Origin of the sequence: Thiomicrorhabdus chilensis DSM 12352, assembly GCF_000483485.1 — a bacterium.
In the GTDB taxonomy this organism is placed as follows: Bacteria; Pseudomonadota; Gammaproteobacteria; order Thiomicrospirales; family Thiomicrospiraceae; genus Thiomicrorhabdus; species Thiomicrorhabdus chilensis.
On record NZ_KI519609.1, the window covers coordinates 258,834 to 278,476 of the forward strand.

The 19,643-nt window shown below is 49.7% G+C and carries 11 protein-coding genes, 2 tRNA genes and 2 rRNA genes; 10 read left to right on the plus strand and 5 right to left on the minus strand.

Annotated features, from left to right (window positions below):
- Positions 1 to 6: 6 nt before the first annotated feature.
- The 4 genes from gltB to gpmI form a co-directional block, all read right to left on the minus strand.
- On the minus strand, positions 7 to 4,497 hold the full coding sequence (gene gltB / locus B076_RS0101250; protein ID WP_028485711.1) for a glutamate synthase large subunit: 4,491 nt from the start codon (positions 4,495 to 4,497) through the stop codon (positions 7 to 9).
- Positions 4,498 to 4,687: 190 nt separating this feature from the next.
- On the minus strand, positions 4,688 to 5,437 hold the full coding sequence (locus B076_RS0101255; RefSeq protein WP_028485712.1) for an endonuclease/exonuclease/phosphatase family protein: 750 nt from the start codon (positions 5,435 to 5,437) through the stop codon (positions 4,688 to 4,690).
- Positions 5,438 to 5,454: 17 nt separating this feature from the next.
- Complete coding sequence (gene cls, locus B076_RS0101260; protein WP_028485713.1) at positions 5,455 to 6,861, minus strand: cardiolipin synthase; 1,407 nt, start codon at positions 6,859 to 6,861, stop codon at positions 5,455 to 5,457.
- 218 nt (positions 6,862 to 7,079) lie between these two features.
- Positions 7,080 to 8,657: a 2,3-bisphosphoglycerate-independent phosphoglycerate mutase gene (gene gpmI, locus B076_RS0101265; RefSeq protein ID WP_038150314.1), complete on the minus strand. Its 1,578-nt coding sequence runs from the start codon at positions 8,655 to 8,657 to the stop codon at positions 7,080 to 7,082.
- A gap of 98 nt (positions 8,658 to 8,755) precedes the next feature.
- Here gpmI and B076_RS0101270 point away from each other — a divergent pair, with 98 nt between their 5' ends.
- The 4 genes from B076_RS0101270 to B076_RS0101285 are packed head-to-tail and all read left to right on the plus strand — an operon-like array spanning position 8,756 to position 11,074.
- Entirely contained in the window at positions 8,756 to 9,196 is a 441-nt protein-coding gene (locus tag B076_RS0101270) for a rhodanese-like domain-containing protein (protein ID WP_028485715.1), read from the plus strand.
- A gap of 44 nt (positions 9,197 to 9,240) precedes the next feature.
- The gene (gene grxC, locus B076_RS0101275) at positions 9,241 to 9,498 is read left to right on the plus strand and encodes a glutaredoxin 3 (RefSeq protein ID WP_028485716.1); all 258 of its coding nucleotides are present in this window, start codon (positions 9,241 to 9,243) and stop codon (positions 9,496 to 9,498) included.
- A 43-nt stretch (positions 9,499 to 9,541) separates the two neighbouring features.
- On the plus strand, positions 9,542 to 10,012 hold the full coding sequence (secB, locus tag B076_RS0101280) for a protein-export chaperone SecB (RefSeq protein ID WP_028485717.1): 471 nt from the start codon (positions 9,542 to 9,544) through the stop codon (positions 10,010 to 10,012).
- Between the two features lie 33 nt (positions 10,013 to 10,045).
- Complete coding sequence (locus tag B076_RS0101285; protein WP_038150316.1) at positions 10,046 to 11,074, plus strand: NAD(P)H-dependent glycerol-3-phosphate dehydrogenase; 1,029 nt, start codon at positions 10,046 to 10,048, stop codon at positions 11,072 to 11,074.
- A 97-nt stretch (positions 11,075 to 11,171) separates the two neighbouring features.
- Here B076_RS0101285 and B076_RS0101290 read toward each other — a convergent pair whose 3' ends face one another.
- Positions 11,172 to 11,636 (minus strand): tRNA (cytidine(34)-2'-O)-methyltransferase, encoded by a 465-nt coding sequence (locus tag B076_RS0101290; protein ID WP_028485719.1) that lies wholly within the window; start codon positions 11,634 to 11,636, stop codon positions 11,172 to 11,174.
- Between the two features lie 14 nt (positions 11,637 to 11,650).
- Here B076_RS0101290 and B076_RS0101295 point away from each other — a divergent pair, with 14 nt between their 5' ends.
- From B076_RS0101295 to B076_RS0101320, 6 genes are all read left to right on the plus strand, one after another.
- Positions 11,651 to 12,598: a dihydroorotate dehydrogenase gene (locus B076_RS0101295; protein WP_028485720.1), complete on the plus strand. Its 948-nt coding sequence runs from the start codon at positions 11,651 to 11,653 to the stop codon at positions 12,596 to 12,598.
- Positions 12,599 to 12,628: 30 nt separating this feature from the next.
- On the plus strand, positions 12,629 to 13,819 hold the full coding sequence (tyrS, locus tag B076_RS0101300) for a tyrosine--tRNA ligase (protein WP_028485721.1): 1,191 nt from the start codon (positions 12,629 to 12,631) through the stop codon (positions 13,817 to 13,819).
- Positions 13,820 to 14,450: 631 nt separating this feature from the next.
- A 16S ribosomal RNA gene (locus tag B076_RS0101305) occupies positions 14,451 to 15,996 on the plus strand.
- A 75-nt stretch (positions 15,997 to 16,071) separates the two neighbouring features.
- Positions 16,072 to 16,148 (plus strand) — tRNA-Ile (locus B076_RS0101310).
- A 4-nt stretch (positions 16,149 to 16,152) separates the two neighbouring features.
- A tRNA-Ala gene (locus B076_RS0101315) sits at positions 16,153 to 16,228 on the plus strand.
- Positions 16,229 to 16,662: 434 nt separating this feature from the next.
- Positions 16,663 to 19,525: ribosomal RNA gene (locus B076_RS0101320) — 23S ribosomal RNA — on the plus strand.
- The 16S and 23S rRNA genes sit together here with 2 tRNA genes alongside, the layout of an rRNA operon.
- Positions 19,526 to 19,643 lie beyond the last annotated feature (118 nt).

Consider the following 19,643-nt stretch of genomic DNA (forward strand, 5'->3'; position numbering starts at 1 on the left):
TTTCTCTTAGTTGGCTTCGGTTGCGAACAGTTCAAACAGCGAATCGATGCTGATTGCACGAGATTTCACCAGCCAGAAGTCACCGATGAAACGACTGAAGTTATTCAACACCTCTTGTCCCCAAGGGCTGTTGGTTTTTTCAACGTATTCTGTAATCAAGGCTTTCAGGTACACGCGGTACTCTTCAGTGGTTTCGGTATCGATGCGAATTGCTTCCACCATTTCAGTGTTAAGCTGATCAGGTAAGGTTTTGTTCTCATCCAGAATGAACGCCATACCACCGGACATACCGGCACCAAAGTTAACGCCCACGGCTCCCAAACTCACGACAGTACCGCCGGTCATGTATTCACAGCCGTGGTCGCCCAAGCCTTCCACCACAGCGGTGGCTCCTGAGTTACGCACCGCAAATCGTTCACCACCGGTTCCGTTGGCAAACAATTTACCGCCGGTGGCACCGTATAGACAGGTGTTACCGACAATCGGCGTGTTTTTGGCTTCGAAGGTGCTGCCTGCAGGTGGACGGATGACGATTTCACCACCGGCCATGCCTTTCCCGACGTAGTCGTTGGCATCGCCGTCAAGGTGCAGGTTCAGACCATGCACGTTGAACACACCGAATGACTGTCCGGCAATCCCTGTCAGGTTCAGAGTGATTGGCGTGTCTTTCATGCCATTGTTGCCGTAACGTTCGGCGATTTCACCGGCCACACGCGCACCGATCGAACGCCCGGTGTTGACCAGGTTGAACGAGAAGTGTGCACTCTCTTTGGCTTCAATTGCCGGCAGAACAGTTTTGACCATGTCTTCGGCAATGTCACCGTGATCCCAAGGGTTGTTGCGATCAACCTGAACGGTTTGCGGCTTGTCAGCCGGTACGCCACCGTCAGAAATGAAAGCGGAAAGGTCGATGTTTTTCTGCTTTTCAGTGAGCGGGTTGTCGATCACTTTCAACAAATCAACGCGTCCGACCAGTTCTGACAGTGAACGTACGCCAAGCTTGGCCATCCATTCACGAGTCTCTTCCGCTACAAAACGGAAATAGTTCATGACCATTTCCGGCATGCCGATGAAGTGTTCTTTACGCAGACGTTCATCCTGAGTCGCTACGCCCACCGCACAGGTGTTCAAGTGGCAGATACGAAGGTATTTACAACCCAACGCAACCATTGGCACGGTACCGAAACCGAATGATTCCGCACCCAGAATGGCCGCTTTGATGACGTCCAGACCGGTCTTAAGGCCACCGTCTGCCTGTAGGATAACCTGTCCGCGCAAGTCATTGGCACGCAATACCTGGTGCGCTTCCGCCAGACCCATCTCAAACGGGTTACCGGCATATTTGACCGAAGTCATCGGACTCGCGCCGGTTCCGCCGTCATAACCGGAGATGGTGATCAGGTCGGCGTAGGCTTTTGCCACACCGGCGGCGATGGTTCCGACACCCGGCTCGGCCACCAGTTTGACCGAGATTAGGGCTTTCGGGTTGATCTGTTTCAAGTCGTAAATCAGCTGCGCCAAATCTTCAATCGAGTAGATGTCGTGATGTGGCGGAGGTGAAATCAGGGTGACACCAGGTACCGAATGACGCAGTTTGGCGATGGTCAAATCAACCTTGTGCCCTGGTAGCTGCCCACCTTCACCTGGCTTGGCGCCTTGCGCCACTTTGATTTGCAAGACTTCCGCATTACGCAGGTAGTGTGCGGTGACACCGAAACGTCCTGAAGCGATCTGCTTGATTTTGGACATTCTTTCGGTTCCGTAACGCGACGGATCTTCTGCACCTTCACCTGAGTTGGAGCGCGCGCCTAAACGGTTCATTGCGGTGGCAAGAGATTCATGCGCTTCCGGAGACAGGGCACCCAGTGAAATACCGGCGGAGTCGAAACGTTTGTAGATGGCCTCAACCGGTTCAACTTCGGTCAGTTCAACACCTTTGATGCCCTCTTTGAAAGTCAGCAGATCACGAATGGTCATGGCCGGACGGTTGTTAACCAAGTCGCGGAAAGTATTGTAGGCGTTCTGGTCGTTTTTCTGAACCGCTTCACGAATGCTGTTGACCACTTCAGGATTGAAGGCGTGGTATTCTCCGCCGTGAACGTATTTGAACAGGCCACCTTGCTGCAGAGGTTTACGTGGGTTGAAAGCTTCCCACGCCAAACGACGCTGATCCAACTCTAAGTGAGAGAAGTTGGTTCCCTGAATACGTGACGGTGTCCCTTTAAAACACAGGTCGACGATTTCAGAGGTTAGACCCACGGCTTCAAATAACTGTGAACCACGGTAAGAGGTAATGGTGGAAATCCCCATTTTAGAAAGGATTTTATACAAGCCTTTGTTGATTCCCTTACGGTAGTTTTTGATGTAGCTGCTGATCGGCGTAGCCTTATCCAGCTCGTTGGTACGGCGCATGTCTTCGATGCTTTCGTATGCCAGATACGGGAAAACCGCCGTGGCGCCGTAGCCGAACAATACCGCAAAGTGGTGCGGGTCACGCGCGGTCGCAGTTTGCACGATAATGTTGGCTTCCGGACGCAATCCCTCACTAATCAAACGGTGGTGAACCGCACCGGTCGCCATGATGGCCGGGATGCTCACCTTGCCATCTTCGATTCCCAAATCGCTTAGGATCAGAAGGGTGATGCCGTTGCGTGCCGCTTCAACCGCTTGGTCACAGACGCCAATAATGGCGTCTTTGAGTCCGAGTTCTTCATGGTTGTAGTGCAAAGAGATAATCTGGTTCTGATAGTCTTTATCATCCATGGACATCAATTGATCCATCATCGACGGACATAGTACCGGGGATTGCACTTCCAAGCGGTGGGCGTGCTCCGGGCCTTCTTCGAACATGTTCAACTCGCGGCCGAAACAGGTGTTCAAAGACATGACGATGTTTTCACGTAACGGATCGATCGGCGGGTTGGTGACCTGCGCGAACATCTGACGGAAATAATCGAATACCGAGCGAGGCTTGTGTGAGAATACCGGTAAAGGCGCATCGTCCCCCATGGAAACTGTGGGTTCCTGGCCGTCTTCGGCTAAGACGCGGATAATCGCATCACGCTCTTCAAAGGTGACCTGAAAGTATTTTTGATAGGTATCCGCAATATTAGAATCCCAGCCCAAAGTCTGGTCATCCTGCTCCATCTTCTCTTCGATGCGCATATAACCTTGATCCATCCATTCGCAATATGGCTTGGCGGATTTCAGCTGGTTGTCGATCTCTTCAGGCTTCAACAGGGTGCCGGTTTCCAAGTCAATGGCAATCAATTGTCCAGGTTTTAAGCGGCCTTTCTCAACGACATCTTCTGGAGCGTAGTCATAGACGCCGATCTCTGAAGCGAAAGTGATGTGACGGTCTTTGGTGATCACATAACGGGTTGGACGCAAGCCGTTACGGTCCACCCCGCAAATGGCGTATTTACCGGTGTTGATAACCATTCCGGCTGGGCCATCCCACGGTTCCATGTGCATGGAGTTGTATTCCAGGAAGGCTTTTAGGTCCGGGTCCATGTGTGGCATGTTTTGCCAAGCGGGTGGGATCAACAGACGCAATGCCTGGAAGACATGCATGTCACCCATCATCAACACTTCAAGCATGTTATCAAGCGAGTTTGAGTCTGAGCCTTCTTGAGCGACCAGCGGCTTCAATTCTGCCAAGTCCGGCAATAGCGGAGTGGCGAATTTACTTTGGCGCGCCAGAGCCCAGTTGCGGTTACCGCGAATGGTGTTGAGCTCACCGTTGTGTGCCAGGAAGCGGAATGGCTGAGCAAGACGCCATTGTGGCATAGTATTGGTTGAGAAGCGCTGATGGTATGAAATGATGGACGAGGCAAAGGCATCGTTATTCAGATCAAGATAAAACTCCGGCAGCTCGCGAGGCATGACCAGACCTTTATAGGACAGTAATTGGCTGTTCAAGGACGCGATGTAGAAGGTGTTGTCTTGTGGTTCAATGACCATTTCCGTTTTACGACGGGCGGTGAACAGCAGACGGTTGAAGTCGGCTTCACTCATGCCGGACGGTGCATTGACGAACACCTGTTCAATCACAGGTTCCATACCAGCCGCTTGCGCACCCAGAACCTCGGACTTAACCGGAACCTTACGCCAGCCGGCTACGTTCAAACCTTTATTGGTCAGTTTCTCTTCCAGGGTTTTACGTGCCAAATCCGCTTTGTCGGCATCTTGGTTCAAAAAGACCATTCCCGCAGCATAGATGTCGGCCAGTTCATAACCGGCTTGTTGCGCGACGCTTTGTAAAAAGGCTTCCGGTTTTTTGATCAACAGCCCACAACCGTCCCCCGTGCAGCAGTCGGCTGCAACCCCACCACGGTGGGTCATGTTTGCAAGAGACTCAATAGCCGTTTGTACGACCCAGTGGCTGGGTTTGTCATCCATATTGGCGATCAAACCGAAACCACAGTTCTCCTTTTCAAACTCGGGAGAGTAAAGGCCTGTCAGATTGAGGCCGTTTGGGGATTGTAATGGGTTCATAATTCCGTGTCCTGTCCGTCAAAAACCTACATAAAAGCCAGTCAAGGGTATACCTAACTTGTTGTTATGTAAGGGTTTTATTTGTTTTCAGCGCATTCAAAAAATAAAAATTGGTGCGAGATTATACTTTATATGTGCATTTGGAATCAAATTGTACCATTGTTTTTCTCTGTACTGGCGCGGATTTGGACTAGCTTTTGGCCAAACAGAAGGTGGCGATCAACGGGTTGTGATCGGAAATTTCGGGAATGGATAAGACTTCGGAGTTCTGTAGGGTCAGACCTCGGTAGTAAATGTGGTCCAGAGGCTGGCGGTTCAGGGTTTTGATGGCGCGGCTGTCGGGGAAAAGTGTCAATTTGAGGCCAAGTTGCTTGGTTGCGCTATCCAGGGTTTTCAGCCGGGTTAGATTCCAAGTGTTGAAATCGCCGCTGATGATCATGGGGCCTTCGAGATGGGTCAGGCGTTTCCAGAGCAGTTGCAGCTCTTTTCTGAAGAGTTGGTGGGGAACAAAGTTGATGGCGTGAATGTTGACGTGGGTCAGGGTGTCACCATTGGCTAAACGGTGTTCGGTAATCAAAGCGGTTTTGTGGGTCATCCAGCCGAGTTCGCGCGATTGTGTCAGGCACTGGTGATGCGGTTTCAGGTGGTGTGCCGAAGCGGTGAGTACGCCAAACTGTTTTTGTTGGGTTTGAATGTTGGGAGCCAAGGCAAATGGCAGGTCGAAAAATTTGAATTGTGAGGGGCGGGTGGCGGCCTCCTGAAATGAAAGAATGTGGGCTTCTGGTACCGGTAAAAGGGTTTCAATCGGGCGGTGTATGTAGTGAGAAAAGTCGACTTTTTGCAGGTTCCAGGTAATCAGGGTGAAGCAGTCCGGCAGGGCATTGGAGTTTTTTGAATTATGCAGGCTGTGTGGAATCGGCGTGAATTTGGGTTTATACATCTCTTTGCCCTCGTCTTTTACAGAATGGGCGCGACGATTCGCGTCAGGTTTTCAAACAGTTTGCGCAGACGATGATCGCTGGGACGATAGGGTTCGCTCTTTCCGAGCAGGATTTCAACCCAGTTTGAAAGCTGGTTGATCAGTGGCTTGGAGTAGATGAAGTTGACGATTTCGTGATTGATGAACAGTGAGCGGTAATCGAAATTGGCCGATCCTATGAGCATCGATTTACGGTCGATGATGATGAGTTTGGCGTGCAACATGGTGTCTTTATAGTAGTAGATTTCCCCGCCGGCTTCGATCAATTCACGCATATAAGAGCTGCGACCCAGGTCGAAAATGAGATGGTCCGAACTCTCGGGCGTCAGCAGTGTGACCTTGACGCCGCGTTTTATGGCAATCAGCAGTGCATTCATGATAGAACTGTCGGGGATGAAATAAGGTGTAACGATCTGGATATGGTCTTGGGCAAAGTAGAGGCTGTGAAGCAAGGTGTCAAACAAGGCATCGCTGGCGATGTCCGGCCCGGCCGGAACTGCTTGCATGATCTCTCCTGGCGCAAGTCCATCGGTTTCCGGTTGATGCGGAGCGGCCAGTTTTTCCTGGGTGGCGTAAAACCAGTCCGCATTGAATACGTTTTGATAGTGGAAGGTGATAGGGCCTTCGATTTTGAACATCAGGTCAATCCAGCGGCCGTTTTCTGGTTGGGTTGAGAAATTGCCCAAGTAGTCATTGGACAGGTTCATGCCGCCGGTCAGGAGTGTGGTCTGGTCGAACAGGTAGATTTTGCGGTGGTTGCGCAGGTTGATCTGGCTTTTGAAAAAGGATGACCACAACGGTTGAAAAAAAGCATAGTCGCCGCCCGCCTTTTTCAGCTTTTTCAGTTGCCCGGGGCGCAGGTAGAGCGAAAACGAACCCATGGCGTCAAGCAGCAGGCGAACTTGAACGCCTTGTTTGGCTTTGTTGATCAAAGCTTCCAGGATGGCTTGTCCGGTTTGATCCAGTTCAAGAATGTAGGTTTCCAGATGTATATGGCTTTGTGCTTGGTCGATGGCTTGCATCAGCTGTTCAAAAGCGTCTAAATCATTTGGGCACAAACTGACCCGGTTGTGGTTGGTGGTGCCGGCGATGTGGTTGGAGCGCAACAGACGATCCAGCTGGATGGCCAAGTCGTTTTCCGGTTTCACTTGCGAGACCGACTGCATGTCGATGTTGGGTTTGCCTTGTTTGTAGAGGAATTTTCGTGAGCCGAATACGACGTAAATCAGAATACCGATATAGGGCAGGAGGATCAGCGTCAGTATCCAAGCCATCAGATTCTGCGGCGACCGTCTTTGATAGAGCATGTGTAACAAGGCCGACAGAACCAGAATGAGGTTGAACAGGTATAACCAGAAAATCGGTTGATTGATGGAAAAGCTCATCAGCGCACGGCCCTGCTTTTGAAAAAAGACTGGTTATAGCATAAGGGGATTGTCGGGAATTATCCAGTGTTGAATGTGAGTCTGTCTGCTGTTTGGCTGGCGATCTGAATGGCTTTGAGTAAGCGGAAGGAAGGCTGAAATGAACAGGCCTGCCGATTTTGAAAATGGGCAGGCCTGTTGTTTTTTTGCCTGGAAGGCAAGGCGGATGCGGCTGAAGCTTAGTCTTTAAGGCATAAGCTTTGTCCGGTCATCTCTTCAGGTTGCTCCAGATCCATGATGTCAATCAAGGTTGGCATGACGTCAGGCAGGGTGCCGCCATCACGCATGCGGCACTTGCGAGGTCCGAAATAGACACAGGGAACCGGGCAGGTGGTGTGCGAGGTCAATGGCTCTCCGGTTTCCGGGTCTTGCAACATTTCAATGTTACCGTGGTCGGCGGTGACAATCACTTGAGCGTCTGCTTTTTCAATAGCGGATAGGATTTTCCCCAGGGCTTCGTCTACGGCTTCGACTGCTTTGATGCACGCATCCATGTCGCCGGAATGGCCGACCATGTCCGGGTTGGCGATGTTGCAGATAAAGGTGTCGTATTTGTCCGATTCAATCGCTTCTACGAGTTTTTCAGTCAATTCACCGACACTCATTTCAGGTTGCAGATCGTAGGTGCGGACTTTGGGTGACGGAATCAAGATACGGTCTTCACCTTTGTATGGGGCCTCTACACCGCCGTTAAGGAAGAAGGTGACATGCGCGTATTTTTCGGTTTCGGCAATGCGCAGCTGTGCCAGACCCAGTTTGGAGATGTACTCACCAAAGGTGTTTTTCAACTTGGTCGGGCGATAGGCGATGGCCGCTCCAAAACTTTCAAAGTTCTTGTTGTATTCTGTCAGGGTCACAAACGCTGACAGAACCGGGGTTTTGCAGCGGTGGAAATCACCGAAATCATCCATAATGAACGCACTGGTCAACTGGCGCGCTCGGTCTGAACGGTAGTTCATGAAAATCATGGAGTCGCCATCTTTGACTTTGGACTTTTTGCCTTTTTTGGTCAAAATGATGGTCGGCTGAACGAATTCATCGGTTTCACCGCGTTCGTAAGCCATTTCCACGGCTTCCTTGGCGGAGTTGGCTTCAAATTCGGCTTCACCACAGCAGACAGTATTGTAGGCTTCCTGGATGCGTTCCCAGCGGTTGTCGCGGTCAAGTGCGAAGAAACGGCCGGTGACCGAGGCGATGCGTCCCCCGCCGATGGCTTTCATGTGTTTTTCGATCTCTTCAATGTAACCCAGTGCGCTTTTGGGTGCTGTATCGCGACCATCTGTAAAAATGTGCAGTTGAGTCTTTGCGCCGCGTTCGACTGCCAGTGTCAAAGACGCTTTGATGTGGTTGATGTGCGAGTGAACGCCGCCGTCTGAAAGTAGACCCATGATGTGTACGGCATGGCCGCGCTCGACCGCTTTGTCTATGGCGTTCAGTAAGGCGTTGTTGTCGAAGAAACGGCCGTCGTCGATGTCTTTTTGAATGCGGGTCAGATCTTGGTAGACAACCCGACCGGCGCCGAGATTAAGGTGGCCGACTTCGGAATTTCCCATTTGCCCTTCAGGTAGGCCGACGGCCATTCCGGAAGTATGGATCAGGGTATGTGGATGCTTGGCAACCAGTTTATCCCAGTTGGGCGTGTTGGCCTGGGCAATCGCATTGTGTTCGACTTCTTCTCGGTGTCCCCAGCCGTCCAGGATGATCAATCCGGTTGGACGATGCTTGATTTGCTTTTTGGGCTTAAGTTCTTGGATCATCGTGTTTATCTACCATAAAAAGTTATAAATTCGATTTATTGTAGCGAGTTTCGCTGTTAAAATCATTAGCTTTGATCGAGTCTATCAAGGGAATATGAATGTTTATTGAATTTGTGCAAGAGCAGATGCTTCTGTTTGTTGCTTTGATTGTCATCATTCTGATGTTGATCTACACCTATGTGGGTGACCGGATTGCCGGTTATAAAAGTGTGCAAACGGATGAAGCCATTCGTTTATACAATGATGACGCCTTTATGCTGGATGTCAGAACGGCGGGTGAGTTTAAAGAGGGCGCAATCGGCAACGCCACCAATATATCGGTCACGGAGTTGCCTTCCAAAATTGATTCATTGAAAGCCGACAAGTCGCAGCCTGTTTTGGTCTACTGTTTGACCGGCGCGCGCTCAAGTCGCGCGGCCTCAATGTTGGTCAAGAAAGGCTTTACCCAAGTATATAATCTGGCGGGCGGCATCAATGCCTGGAAATCGGCAGGCCTGCCGGTAGGCTCGGTCAAGTCAAAAAAAAACAGAAAAAAATAGCCTCTAAACCGGCTCGGAAAAATCAATCGGAAAAGGAATCGAATATGGCAAATGTTGTGATTTACTGCACCCAGAGCTGTCCGTTTTGCACCATGGCAAAACGTTTGTTTGATGCCAAGGGCGTCAGCTATGAGTCGATCGATGTGGGTAATGATCGTCAGTTATGGGCGGATATGGAAGCCAAAACAGGCCGAAACACGGTTCCTCAGGTTTTTATCGGAGACCAGCATATTGGCGGTTTTGACGATCTTTCTGCTGCCGACAAGCGTGGTGAGGTCGATGCATTATTGAATGCTGAGTGATCCACTCAGTTTTTTAGGAAGTTAAGCAAATTAAGGAATAAGCATGTCTGAAACGACACAAGAGCAAAGATTCATCATTCAGAAGATTTACACCAAAGATATTTCATTTGAGTCGCCAAACGCACCGGGTATCTTTACCTCAGACTTTAAACCGGCCCTTGAGGTGAATTTGAATGTGGAAAGCAAGTCGTTGGAAGAAGGCATTTACCATGTTGTGCTGCGTGTGACGGCGACCACCAAAGTTGAAGAGCGCACCGCTTTTTTGTGCGAAGTTGAGCAGGCTGGGATTTTTACGCTGGTAGGCTTTGGTGACGAAGAGCTTTCTTACCTGTTGGGCTCTCAGTGCCCGAATACATTGTTCCCTTATGCGCGTGAAGTGGTTTCGGATTTGGTGGCGCGTGGCGGTTTCCCGCAGTTGTTGTTGGAGCCGGTGAATTTTGACGCCATGTATCAAGAGCATCTGCATAATCAAAGCTCGCAGTCACAAGAAAACAATCAAGAAACGGCACAATAAGTTAGTTTAGGGCGGATAAGGCTGGATCGAGTGATGAGAGTGGATGATTCCATTTCCAATATTGCGGTGATTGGAGCCGGTGCTTGGGGAACGGCCCTGGCTGTGCATCTGGCTCGTTGCGGACATAGGGTCAACTTGTGGACGCACAGCCCCGAGCAGGCTAAACAGCTTCGGGTGCAGCGAGAAAATGCCAAGTACCTGCGCGGGATTCCGTTCCCGGAAAACCTGACAATCTCCAGTGAATTTGAAACCGTCTTGACGGACGTGGAAGCGGTGTTGCTGGTGGTGCCCAGCCATGTCTTTCGGGAGACCTTGCATCAGGTAAGACAAATTTTGGCGAGACGGGCTGTGCATTTTGCTTGGGCCACCAAAGGATTTGAGCCCGAATCGGCGATGTTGTTGCATGAAATTGCTCAGCAAGAATTGGGAGAGGCGCAGCCGATGGCCGTGCTGTCGGGTCCGACTTTTGCGGATGAGGTGGCCAAAGGCCTGCCGACTGCGATGGTCAGTGCATCGGAAGATGAAGCTGAGGCGCAGTATTGGGCCGGAGTCTTTCATCATGCCAATTTCAGAATGTACACCCAGCGCGACATGGTGGGGGTTGAAATTGGCGGTGCCTACAAAAATATTATGGCGATTGCGACCGGTTTGAGCGACGGTTTGAAATTGGGCGCGAATGCGCGTGCGGCTTTGATTGCACGAGGCATGGCGGAGATGATGAGATTGGGCGAGGCTTTGGGTGGCCATGCTGAGACTTTTATGGGGTTGGCGGGTCTGGGAGACTTGGTGTTGACCTGTACGGACGACCTGTCCCGTAATCGTCGTTTTGGCTTGCAGTTGGCGCAAAATCCCGGCGGTGCTGATGAGATCATGGCCTCTATCGGCCAAGTCGTCGAAGGCGTCAAGGCCGTCAAGGCGGTTAAACGTATTGCTGACCGCTACCAGTTGGATTTGCCGATTATGGAGCAGGTTTACCGGATTATCGGTGATGGCTGTTCTCCGCAAGAGGCTGTGCAGGAATTGATGGCCAGAGACGGTCGGCCCGAATCCGAACAGGAGTGATTCAGTTTTTGAAAACCGGCAGGCCTGGTTGAAGTGGGAAGCAGGGCGGTCTGAAGGATCGCCTTTTGTTTTATGAGATCTGGCTTTGGGTAAAGGGTTACAGTTCCATGTCAAAATTGAGCTGGCGCCAGGCTTCATACGCCATGACCGATACAGCGTTGGCGAGATTCAGGCTGCGTCCACCGGGAATCATCGGAATGGTCAAACGCTGCTCTTCCGGCAGGCTGAGAATGACGTCTGCCGGCAAGCCTCGGGTTTCCGGGCCAAACAGGAAAGCATCGCCGTTTTCAAAAGTCGGCTCGGTATAATAACGTGTGGTTTTGGTGGTCAGTGCGAACACCCGGTTGGGTTGGATTTTATCCAGGCAGGCCTGTAGGTTTTCATGTTCCTGTAGATTGGCCAGTTCGGCATAATCCAGGCCGGCACGGCGAACTTTCTTTTCGCTTAGGTCAAAGGCGATCGGGTGAATTAAATGCAAGTGTGCGCCCATGTTGGCGCTCAGGCGGATCAAAGCCCCGGTGTTTTGCGGGATTTCAGGTTCGTATAAAATAATGTGCAGCATATAAGGTGTGTTCTATGGTTGATTTGTCTGTGGAAATTTGTGGAATGAAATGCAGCTCTCCGGTCGCGATGGCTTCTGGGAATGCAGGTTATGGCATAGAATACCAGTCTGTTTCCGGCTTTTCCAATCAGGATGTGGGGGCGGTGTTTTTAAAGGGTACGACCTTGGAACCGAAACTTGGCAACAAGCCGGAAAGGGTCATGGAATCGGCCAGCGGTTTGTTGAATTCCATCGGTTTGCAGAATCCGGGGGCACACGAGGTCATCAACCGTTATTTGCCAAAGCTGGATTTGAGTCAGTCGCAGTTCATTATCAATGTATCGGGTTCTTCGATTGAGGAGTATGCCGAAGTGGTGCGCCTGTTTGACCAGACCGATTTGCCGGCGATGGAGATTAATATCTCATGTCCCAATGTCAAAAAAGGCGGTGCGGCCTTTGGCAATGATCCGGAGATGGCTGCTCGTGTGGTGGAGGCCTGTCGGGCAAATACGTCGAAGCCATTGATTGTTAAGTTGTCTCCGAACCAGACCGATATCGCCGAAGGTGCGCGCCGAGTCATCGATGCCGGTGCGGATGCGTTATCGGCAATTAATACCTTAATGGGCATGCAGATTGACGCGCACACCCGCAAACCGACTTTGGGAAATAATCAGGGCGGGCTTTCCGGACCGGCAATCAAACCTGTGGCTTTGCTAAAGGTGCATCAGGTGTATCAGGTTGCCAAACAGCATAATATTCCTATTATCGGTCTGGGCGGAATCACCAGCGCGGAAGATGCGATTGAATTTTTTCTGGCAGGCGCCTCGATGGTGGCCATCGGTACTGCGGTAGCCAAGGATCCTTTGCTGGTTAAAAAAGTCAATAAAGGCATCATGGCGTATATGAAACAGCATGGCTATCAGACGATTGCCGAGATGACAGGCCTGCTGGAATTGAATACCGATACGGTATTGTGTGGATAACGAATTTTAAGTTTGAATAAAGAAGTAAAGATGAAATCAGTTAAAGAACAGTTGGCCATTATTAAACGTGGCGCAGAAGAGATTCTGGTAGAGAAAGAGTTAATAGAAAAGTTGGAATCCGGTAAGCCGTTACGAGTCAAAGCCGGTTTTGATCCGACAGCCGCGGATTTGCACTTGGGGCATACGGTTTTGATTAACAAGCTAAAGCAATTTCAAGACCTGGGTCATGAAATTTTGTTTTTGATTGGTGATTTTACCGCCATGATCGGTGATCCGACTGGAAAAAGTGTCACTCGTCCACCGCTGTCCCGAGAGGAGATAGAGGTGAATGCCGCGACTTATACTGAGCAGGTTTTCAAAATCCTGGATCCGGCTAAAACCAAGGTGGTGTTCAACTCGGAGTGGATGTCTAAAATGACAGCCGAGGATATGATCAAACTTGCCAGTACGGTGACGGTTGCGCGCATGTTGGAACGCAATGACTTTTCGGATCGTTACCAGTCCAACACCCCAATCGCCATTCATGAGTTTTTGTATCCGATGGTACAAGGTTATGATTCTGTCGCTTTGGACGCGGATATCGAGTTGGGCGGAACCGATCAGAAATTCAACCTATTGATGGGGCGTACTCTGCAGGGGCATTTTGGTAAGCCGCAGCAGTGTACTTTGACCATGCCGATTCTTGAGGGCTTGGACGGAGTGCAAAAAATGTCCAAGTCTCTTAATAACTATATCGGGATTAAAGATGAGCCGAATGATATGTTTGGTAAAGTCATGTCGGTGTCGGATGATTTGATGTGGCGTTATTATGAGTTGCTGAGTTTTGAATCGCTCGAAACCATTGAGAGTTATAAGCAGGCGGTGGCCGAGGGTGAGAATCCGCGAAATGTCAAAGTGAAGCTGGCAATGGAGTTGATTGCTCGATTCCATTCGGAAGAAGCCGCACAATCTGCATTAAACGATTTCGAGACGAAGTTCAGTAAAAATGCAATACCGGATGAGATGCCTGAGTTTAGCTTTGAAGGTGAAATGCCTTTGGCTAACCTTCTGAAAGAAGCAGGCCTGGTTGGTTCGACTTCTGATGGACATAGAATGACCAAGCAGGGCGCGGTTAAAATCAATGGTGAAAAAGTAGAAGACAGTCGGACCTTGATGCCAACGGGTACTACATGTGTCTATCAGGTCGGTAAACGCAAATTCGCCAGAGTGACTTTGAGTTAGTTTAATTTATAGGCTTAAAGTTACAGTCAGTTGAACTTTAAAGCGGGGTCATCGTCAGGTGGCCCCGCTTTTTTGCATTTAAAACTAGGTGAAAAGTTGAGCTCATTAATATGGAAAAATTCGTTTTGTGGATAACTCTGTGTATAAATACATGAGTAAGTTGGGGTTAAGTATAGGTTTGCCTGAAAGTCACAAAAAAGTGTCAAAAAAGAGTAAAAAAGTGAGGTTAGGGGGTTGCGGAGAAATGAAAAGAGTATAGAATACGCCTCACTTCAAGACGAGGTGGTGATTCACCGCTGAGCCGAGAAGGAAAGCGGCATAGCCGTGAGGATTTTGAAGAAAATAATTTGAAAATAATTATTGACATTAAAAGCCGAACGGACATATAATACGCAGCTTGCCGAGACGGAAAACAACGAAGTTGCTGACCGTCTCGAAGAGACCTAAGTTCTTTAAAAATCAGGTAATTCAGAGATAATTTATGTGGAAGCTCCTTAAGTGAGTAACCTAATAAAAAATCTCGAAACGACAAAATTATGTATATAGGTAGAAGAAATTCTTCCATGCAAAATCTTGTCAATTCCGAGTGTTTAGACCAGAGATGGTCGTTATAAATATATCAAGCAAGATTAAACTGAAGAGTTTGATCCTGGCTCAGAATGAACGCTGGCGGTAGGCTTAACACATGCAAGTCGGACGGAAACGATAGATTAGCTTGCTATTCTAGGCGTCGAGTGGCGGACGGGTGAGTAACGCGTGGGAATCTACCCTATAGTTGGGGACAACATATGGAAACGTATGCTAATACCGAATATGCTCTACGGAGTAAAGGAGCCCTCTTCTTGAAAGGTTTCGCTATAGGATGAGCCCGCGTAGGATTAGCTAGTTGGTAAGGTAATGGCTTACCAAGGCAACGATCCTTAGCTGGTTTGAGAGGATGATCAGCCACACTGGGACTGAGACACGGCCCAGACTCCTACGGGAGGCAGCAGTGGGGAATATTGCACAATGAGCGAAAGCTTGATGCAGCCATACCGCGTGTGTGAAGAAGGCCCGAGGGTTGTAAAGCACTTTCAATTGGGAGGAAGATAGAGTAGTTAATACCTGCTTTATTTGACGTTACCTTTAGAAGAAGCACCGGCTAACTCTGTGCCAGCAGCCGCGGTAATACAGAGGGTGCAAGCGTTATTCGGAATTACTGGGCGTAAAGCGCGCGTAGGCGGATTAGTAAGTCAGTTGTGAAAGCCCTGGGCTCAACCTAGGAACTGCATCTGATACTGCTAGTCTAGAGTTTAGTAGAGGGAAGGGGAATTCCAGGTGTAGCAGTGAAATGCGTAGATATCTGGAGGAACATCAGTGGCGAAGGCGCCTTCCTGGACTAAAACTGACGCTGAGGTGCGAAAGCGTGGGTAGCGAACGGGATTAGATACCCCGGTAGTCCACGCCGTAAACGATGTCAACTAGTTGTTGGCCTTATTAAAAAGGTTAGTAACAAAGCTAACGCGATAAGTTGACCGCCTGGGGAGTACGGTCGCAAGATTAAAACTCAAAGGAATTGACGGGGGCCCGCACAAGCGGTGGAGCATGTGGTTTAATTCGATGCAACGCGAAGAACCTTACCATCCCTTGACATCCTGCGAACTTTCTAGAGATAGATTGGTGCCTTCGGGAACGCAGTGACAGGTGCTGCATGGCTGTCGTCAGCTCGTGTCGTGAGATGTTGGGTTAAGTCCCGCAACGAGCGCAACCCTTATCTTTAGTTGCTACCATTTAGTTGAGAACTCTAAAGAGACTGCCGGTGATAAACCGGAGGAAGGCGGGGGCGACGTCAAGTCATCATGGCCCTTATGGGATGGGCTACACACGTGCTACAATGGGGGGTACAAAGAGCAGCCAACTGGCAACAGTGCGCGAATCTCAAAAAACCCTTCGTAGTCCGGATTGGAGTCTGCAACTCGACTCCATGAAGTCGGAATCGCTAGTAATCGTGGATCAGAATGCCGCGGTGAATACGTTCCCGGGCCTTGTACACACCGCCCGTCACACCATGGGAGTGGGCTGCAAAAGAAGTGGCTAGTCTAACCTTCGGGAGGACGGTCACCACTTTGTGGTTCATGACTGGGGTGAAGTCGTAACAAGGTAGCCGTAGGGGAACCTGCGGCTGGATCACCTCCTTTAAGATAAAAGGTTACGAGCTTAAGCGAGCTTTCACATAAATTGTCTCTGAATTACATGAAAATAGTGAACGACCTGGGTCTGTAGCTCAGTTGGTTAGAGCGCACCCCTGATAAGGGTGAGGTCGGTGGTTCAAATCCACCCAGACCCACCAAAACGGGGCTATAGCTCAGCTGGGAGAGCGCCTGCCTTGCACGCAGGAGGTCTGCGGTTCGATCCCGCATAGCTCCACCAATAACAACCGCTAATGTGGTTTTAGTTGATTGATAAGAAATTAGAGATTGATTGAGAATATATTAGCGGTTCTTATTGTCTGGGAAGTGAGTGAATGTTAGAATTCCGCTTCTCAGTTACACGATAAAACTGAAGTTCTTTAAAAATTTGGAATAGATCTCTCAAAGTGAATCACGCCGACATGTGATTCACAACTTAACCCCTTCCCGGGGGTTAAGGAGAAAAATCTTAAAGTGATCATTCGTAAGAATGATTGCTGTAAGTAATAGGTAAAAATGTATTTATTGAGAATACTCAAGCGATACATCATGACAGCGAAACTTTTAGTTGCGTACACTCATCAGACCTTATAAGCAGAAGCAAGTTCATTAAATGGTATAGCTACCAGAACCTGTGGAGTTAACAAAAGGCATAAGGTTATTTTTGAGTTGTATAGTTAAGTGACTAAGCGTACACGGTGGATGCCTAGGCGGTAGAAGGCGACGAAGGACGTAGTAACTTGCGATAAGCCACGGGGAGCTAGTAAACAAGCTTTGATCCGTGGATTTCCGAATGGGAAAACCCATCCTTTATGGATATCCCCTTGTGGGAGGCTAACCCGGAGAACTGAAACATCTAAGTACCCGGAGGAAAAGAAATCAACCGAGATTCCCCTAGTAGCGGCGAGCGAACGGGGACCAGCCCTTAAGCATTTATAAGAGTAGCAGAACAGTCTGGAAAGTCTGACGATACAGGGTGATAGTCCCGTATGCGAAACTCTTTTAAGTGTGAAATCGAGTAGGTCGGAACACGTGAAATTCTGACTGAACATGGGGGGACCACCCTCCAAGGCTAAATACTCTCTACCGACCGATAGTGAACCAGTACCGTGAGGGAAAGGCGAAAAGAACCCCTGAAGGGGAGTGAAATAGAACCTGAAACCGTGTACGTACAAGCAGTGGGAGCAGACTTGTTCTGTGACTGCGTACCTTTTGTATAATGGGTCAGCGACTTACATTATGTAGCGAGGTTAACCGAATAGGGGAGCCGTAGGGAAACCGAGTCTTAAATGGGCGATTAGTTGCATGGTGTAGACCCGAAACCGGGCGATCTATCCATGGCCAGGTTGAAGGTGCCGTAACAGGTACTGGAGGACCGAACCCACGTATGTTGAAAAATGCGGGGATGAGCTGTGGATCGGAGTGAAAGGCTAATCAAGCCCGGAGATAGCTGGTTCTCCTCGAAAACTATTTAGGTAGTGCCTCATGTATCACTGTTGGGGGTAGAGCACTGTTATGGTCTAGCGGTCCGTCAAGGATTAGCAGCCCATTGCAAACTCCGAATACCAACAAGTGCAATCATGGGAGACAGACTGCGGGTGCTAACGTCCGTTGTCAAGAGGGAAACAACCCAGACCGCCATCTAAGGTCCCTAAATATTACTCAGTGGGAAAGGATGTGGGAAGGCTCAGACAGTCAGGAGGTTGGCTTAGAAGCAGCCACCCTTTAAAGAAAGCGTAATAGCTCACTGATCGAGTCGGCCTGCGCCGAAGATTTAACGGGGCTAAGTAATATACCGAAGATGCGGATGCCGTAAGGCATGGTAGAGGAGCGTCGTGTAAGCCTGCGAAGGGAAGTTGTAAAGCTTCCTGGAGGTATCACGAGTGCGAATGCTGACATGAGTAGCGATAAAGGGAGTGAAAAGCTCCCTCGCCGAAAGACCAAGGTTTCCTACGCAACGTTAATCGACGTAGGGTTAGTCGACCCCTAAGGTGAGGCCGAGAGGCGTAATCGATGGGAAGCAGGTTAATATTCCTGCACTTTTTATTACTGCGATGGAGGGACGGAGTAGGCTAAATCAGCTTGGCGATGGTTGTCCAAGTTTAAGGATGTAGGCAGAACACTTAGGTAAATCCGGGTGTTTAATGCTGAGATCTGATGACGAGTCCTCTTTTGGACGAAGTGATTGATGCCATGCTTCCAAGAAAAGCTTCTAAGCTTCAGGTAATAAAGAATCGTACCCCAAACCAACACAGGTGGTCAGGATGAGAATTCCAAGGCGCTTGAGAGAACTCGGGTGAAGGAACTAGGCAAAATGACACCGTAACTTCGGGAGAAGGTGTGCCCCTGCCGGTGATGAGACTTGCTCTCTAAGCTAGTGGGGGTTGCAGAGACCAGGTGGCTGCGACTGTTTACTAAAAACATAGCACTGTGCAAAATCGAAAGATGACGTATACGGTGTGACGCCTGCCCGGTGCCGGAAGGTTAATTGATGGGGTTAGCTTATGCGAAGCTCTTGATCGAAGCCCCGGTAAACGGCGGCCGTAACTATAACGGTCCTAAGGTAGCGAAATTCCTTGTCGGGTAAGTTCCGACCTGCACGAATGGCGTAACGATGGCCACACTGTCTCCACCCGAGACTCAGCGAAATTGAAATCGCAGTTAAGATGCTGCGTACCCGCGGCTAGACGGAAAGACCCCGTGAACCTTTACTACAGCTTTGCACTGGACTTTGACACTATCTGTGTAGGATAGGTGGGAGGCTTTGAAGCCGTGACGCTAGTCATGGTGGAGCCGTCCTTGAAATACCACCCTGGTATTGTTGAGGTTCTAACCTCGGTCAGTGAATCCTGATCAGGGACAGTGTATGGTGGGTAGTTTGACTGGGGCGGTCTCCTCCTAAAGAGTAACGGAGGAGCGCGAAGTTACCCTCAGCACGGTCGGACATCGTGCAATGAGCGCAAGAGTATAAGGGTGATTGACTGCGAGACTGACACGTCGAGCAGGTGCGAAAGCAGGTTCTAGTGATCCGGTGGTTCTGTGTGGAAGGGCCATCGCTCAACGGATAAAAGGTACTCCGGGGATAACAGGCTGATACCGCCCAAGAGTTCATATCGACGGCGGTGTTTGGCACCTCGATGTCGGCTCATCACATCCTGGGGCTGAAGTCGGTCCCAAGGGTATGGCTGTTCGCCATTTAAAGTGGTACGCGAGCTGGGTTTAGAACGTCGTGAGACAGTTCGGTCCCTATCTGCCGTGGGCGTTGGAAAATTGAGAGGGGCTGCTCCTAGTACGAGAGGACCGGAGTGGACGAACCGCTGGTGTTCGGGTTGTTGTGCCAACAGCATTGCCCGGTAGCTACGTTCGGGAAGGATAACCGCTGAAAGCATCTAAGCGGGAAACCTGCCTCAAGATAAGTTTTCCCTAGACTTTAAGTCTTCTGAAGGGCCGTTAGAGACTATGACGTTGATAGGCAAGGTGTGGAAGTGCAGCAATGTATGAAGCTAACTTGTACTAATTACCCGTGAGGCTTAACTATACAACTCAAAAGTGACTTCTTATAGAAGAGTGTCCTGATGTATTGAATGAGTGTTCAAAGTAAATACACGAAAACCGAATTATAGAGCAAGATTGAAGAGATCTGTTTCAAAGAACTT

Bases quoted from the DNA above. Each gene is read 5' to 3' on its own strand.
- tyrS (WP_028485721.1), top strand. From the start codon at position 12,629: ATGAAATCAGTTAAAGAACAGTTGGCCATTATTAAACGTGGCGCAGAA.
- B076_RS0101270 (WP_028485715.1), top strand. From the start codon at position 8,756: ATGTTTATTGAATTTGTGCAAGAGCAGATGCTTCTGTTTGTTGCTTTG.
- B076_RS0101285 (WP_038150316.1), top strand. From the start codon at position 10,046: ATGAGAGTGGATGATTCCATTTCCAATATTGCGGTGATTGGAGCCGGT.
- grxC (WP_028485716.1), top strand. From the start codon at position 9,241: ATGGCAAATGTTGTGATTTACTGCACCCAGAGCTGTCCGTTTTGCACC.
- secB (WP_028485717.1), top strand. From the start codon at position 9,542: ATGTCTGAAACGACACAAGAGCAAAGATTCATCATTCAGAAGATTTAC.
- cls (WP_028485713.1), bottom strand. From the start codon at position 6,861: ATGAGCTTTTCCATCAATCAACCGATTTTCTGGTTATACCTGTTCAAC.
- gpmI (WP_038150314.1), bottom strand. From the start codon at position 8,657: ATGATCCAAGAACTTAAGCCCAAAAAGCAAATCAAGCATCGTCCAACC.
- B076_RS0101295 (WP_028485720.1), top strand. From the start codon at position 11,651: ATGGTTGATTTGTCTGTGGAAATTTGTGGAATGAAATGCAGCTCTCCG.
- gltB (WP_028485711.1), bottom strand. From the start codon at position 4,497: ATGAACCCATTACAATCCCCAAACGGCCTCAATCTGACAGGCCTTTAC.
- B076_RS0101290 (WP_028485719.1), bottom strand. From the start codon at position 11,636: ATGCTGCACATTATTTTATACGAACCTGAAATCCCGCAAAACACCGGG.
- B076_RS0101255 (WP_028485712.1), bottom strand. From the start codon at position 5,437: ATGTATAAACCCAAATTCACGCCGATTCCACACAGCCTGCATAATTCA.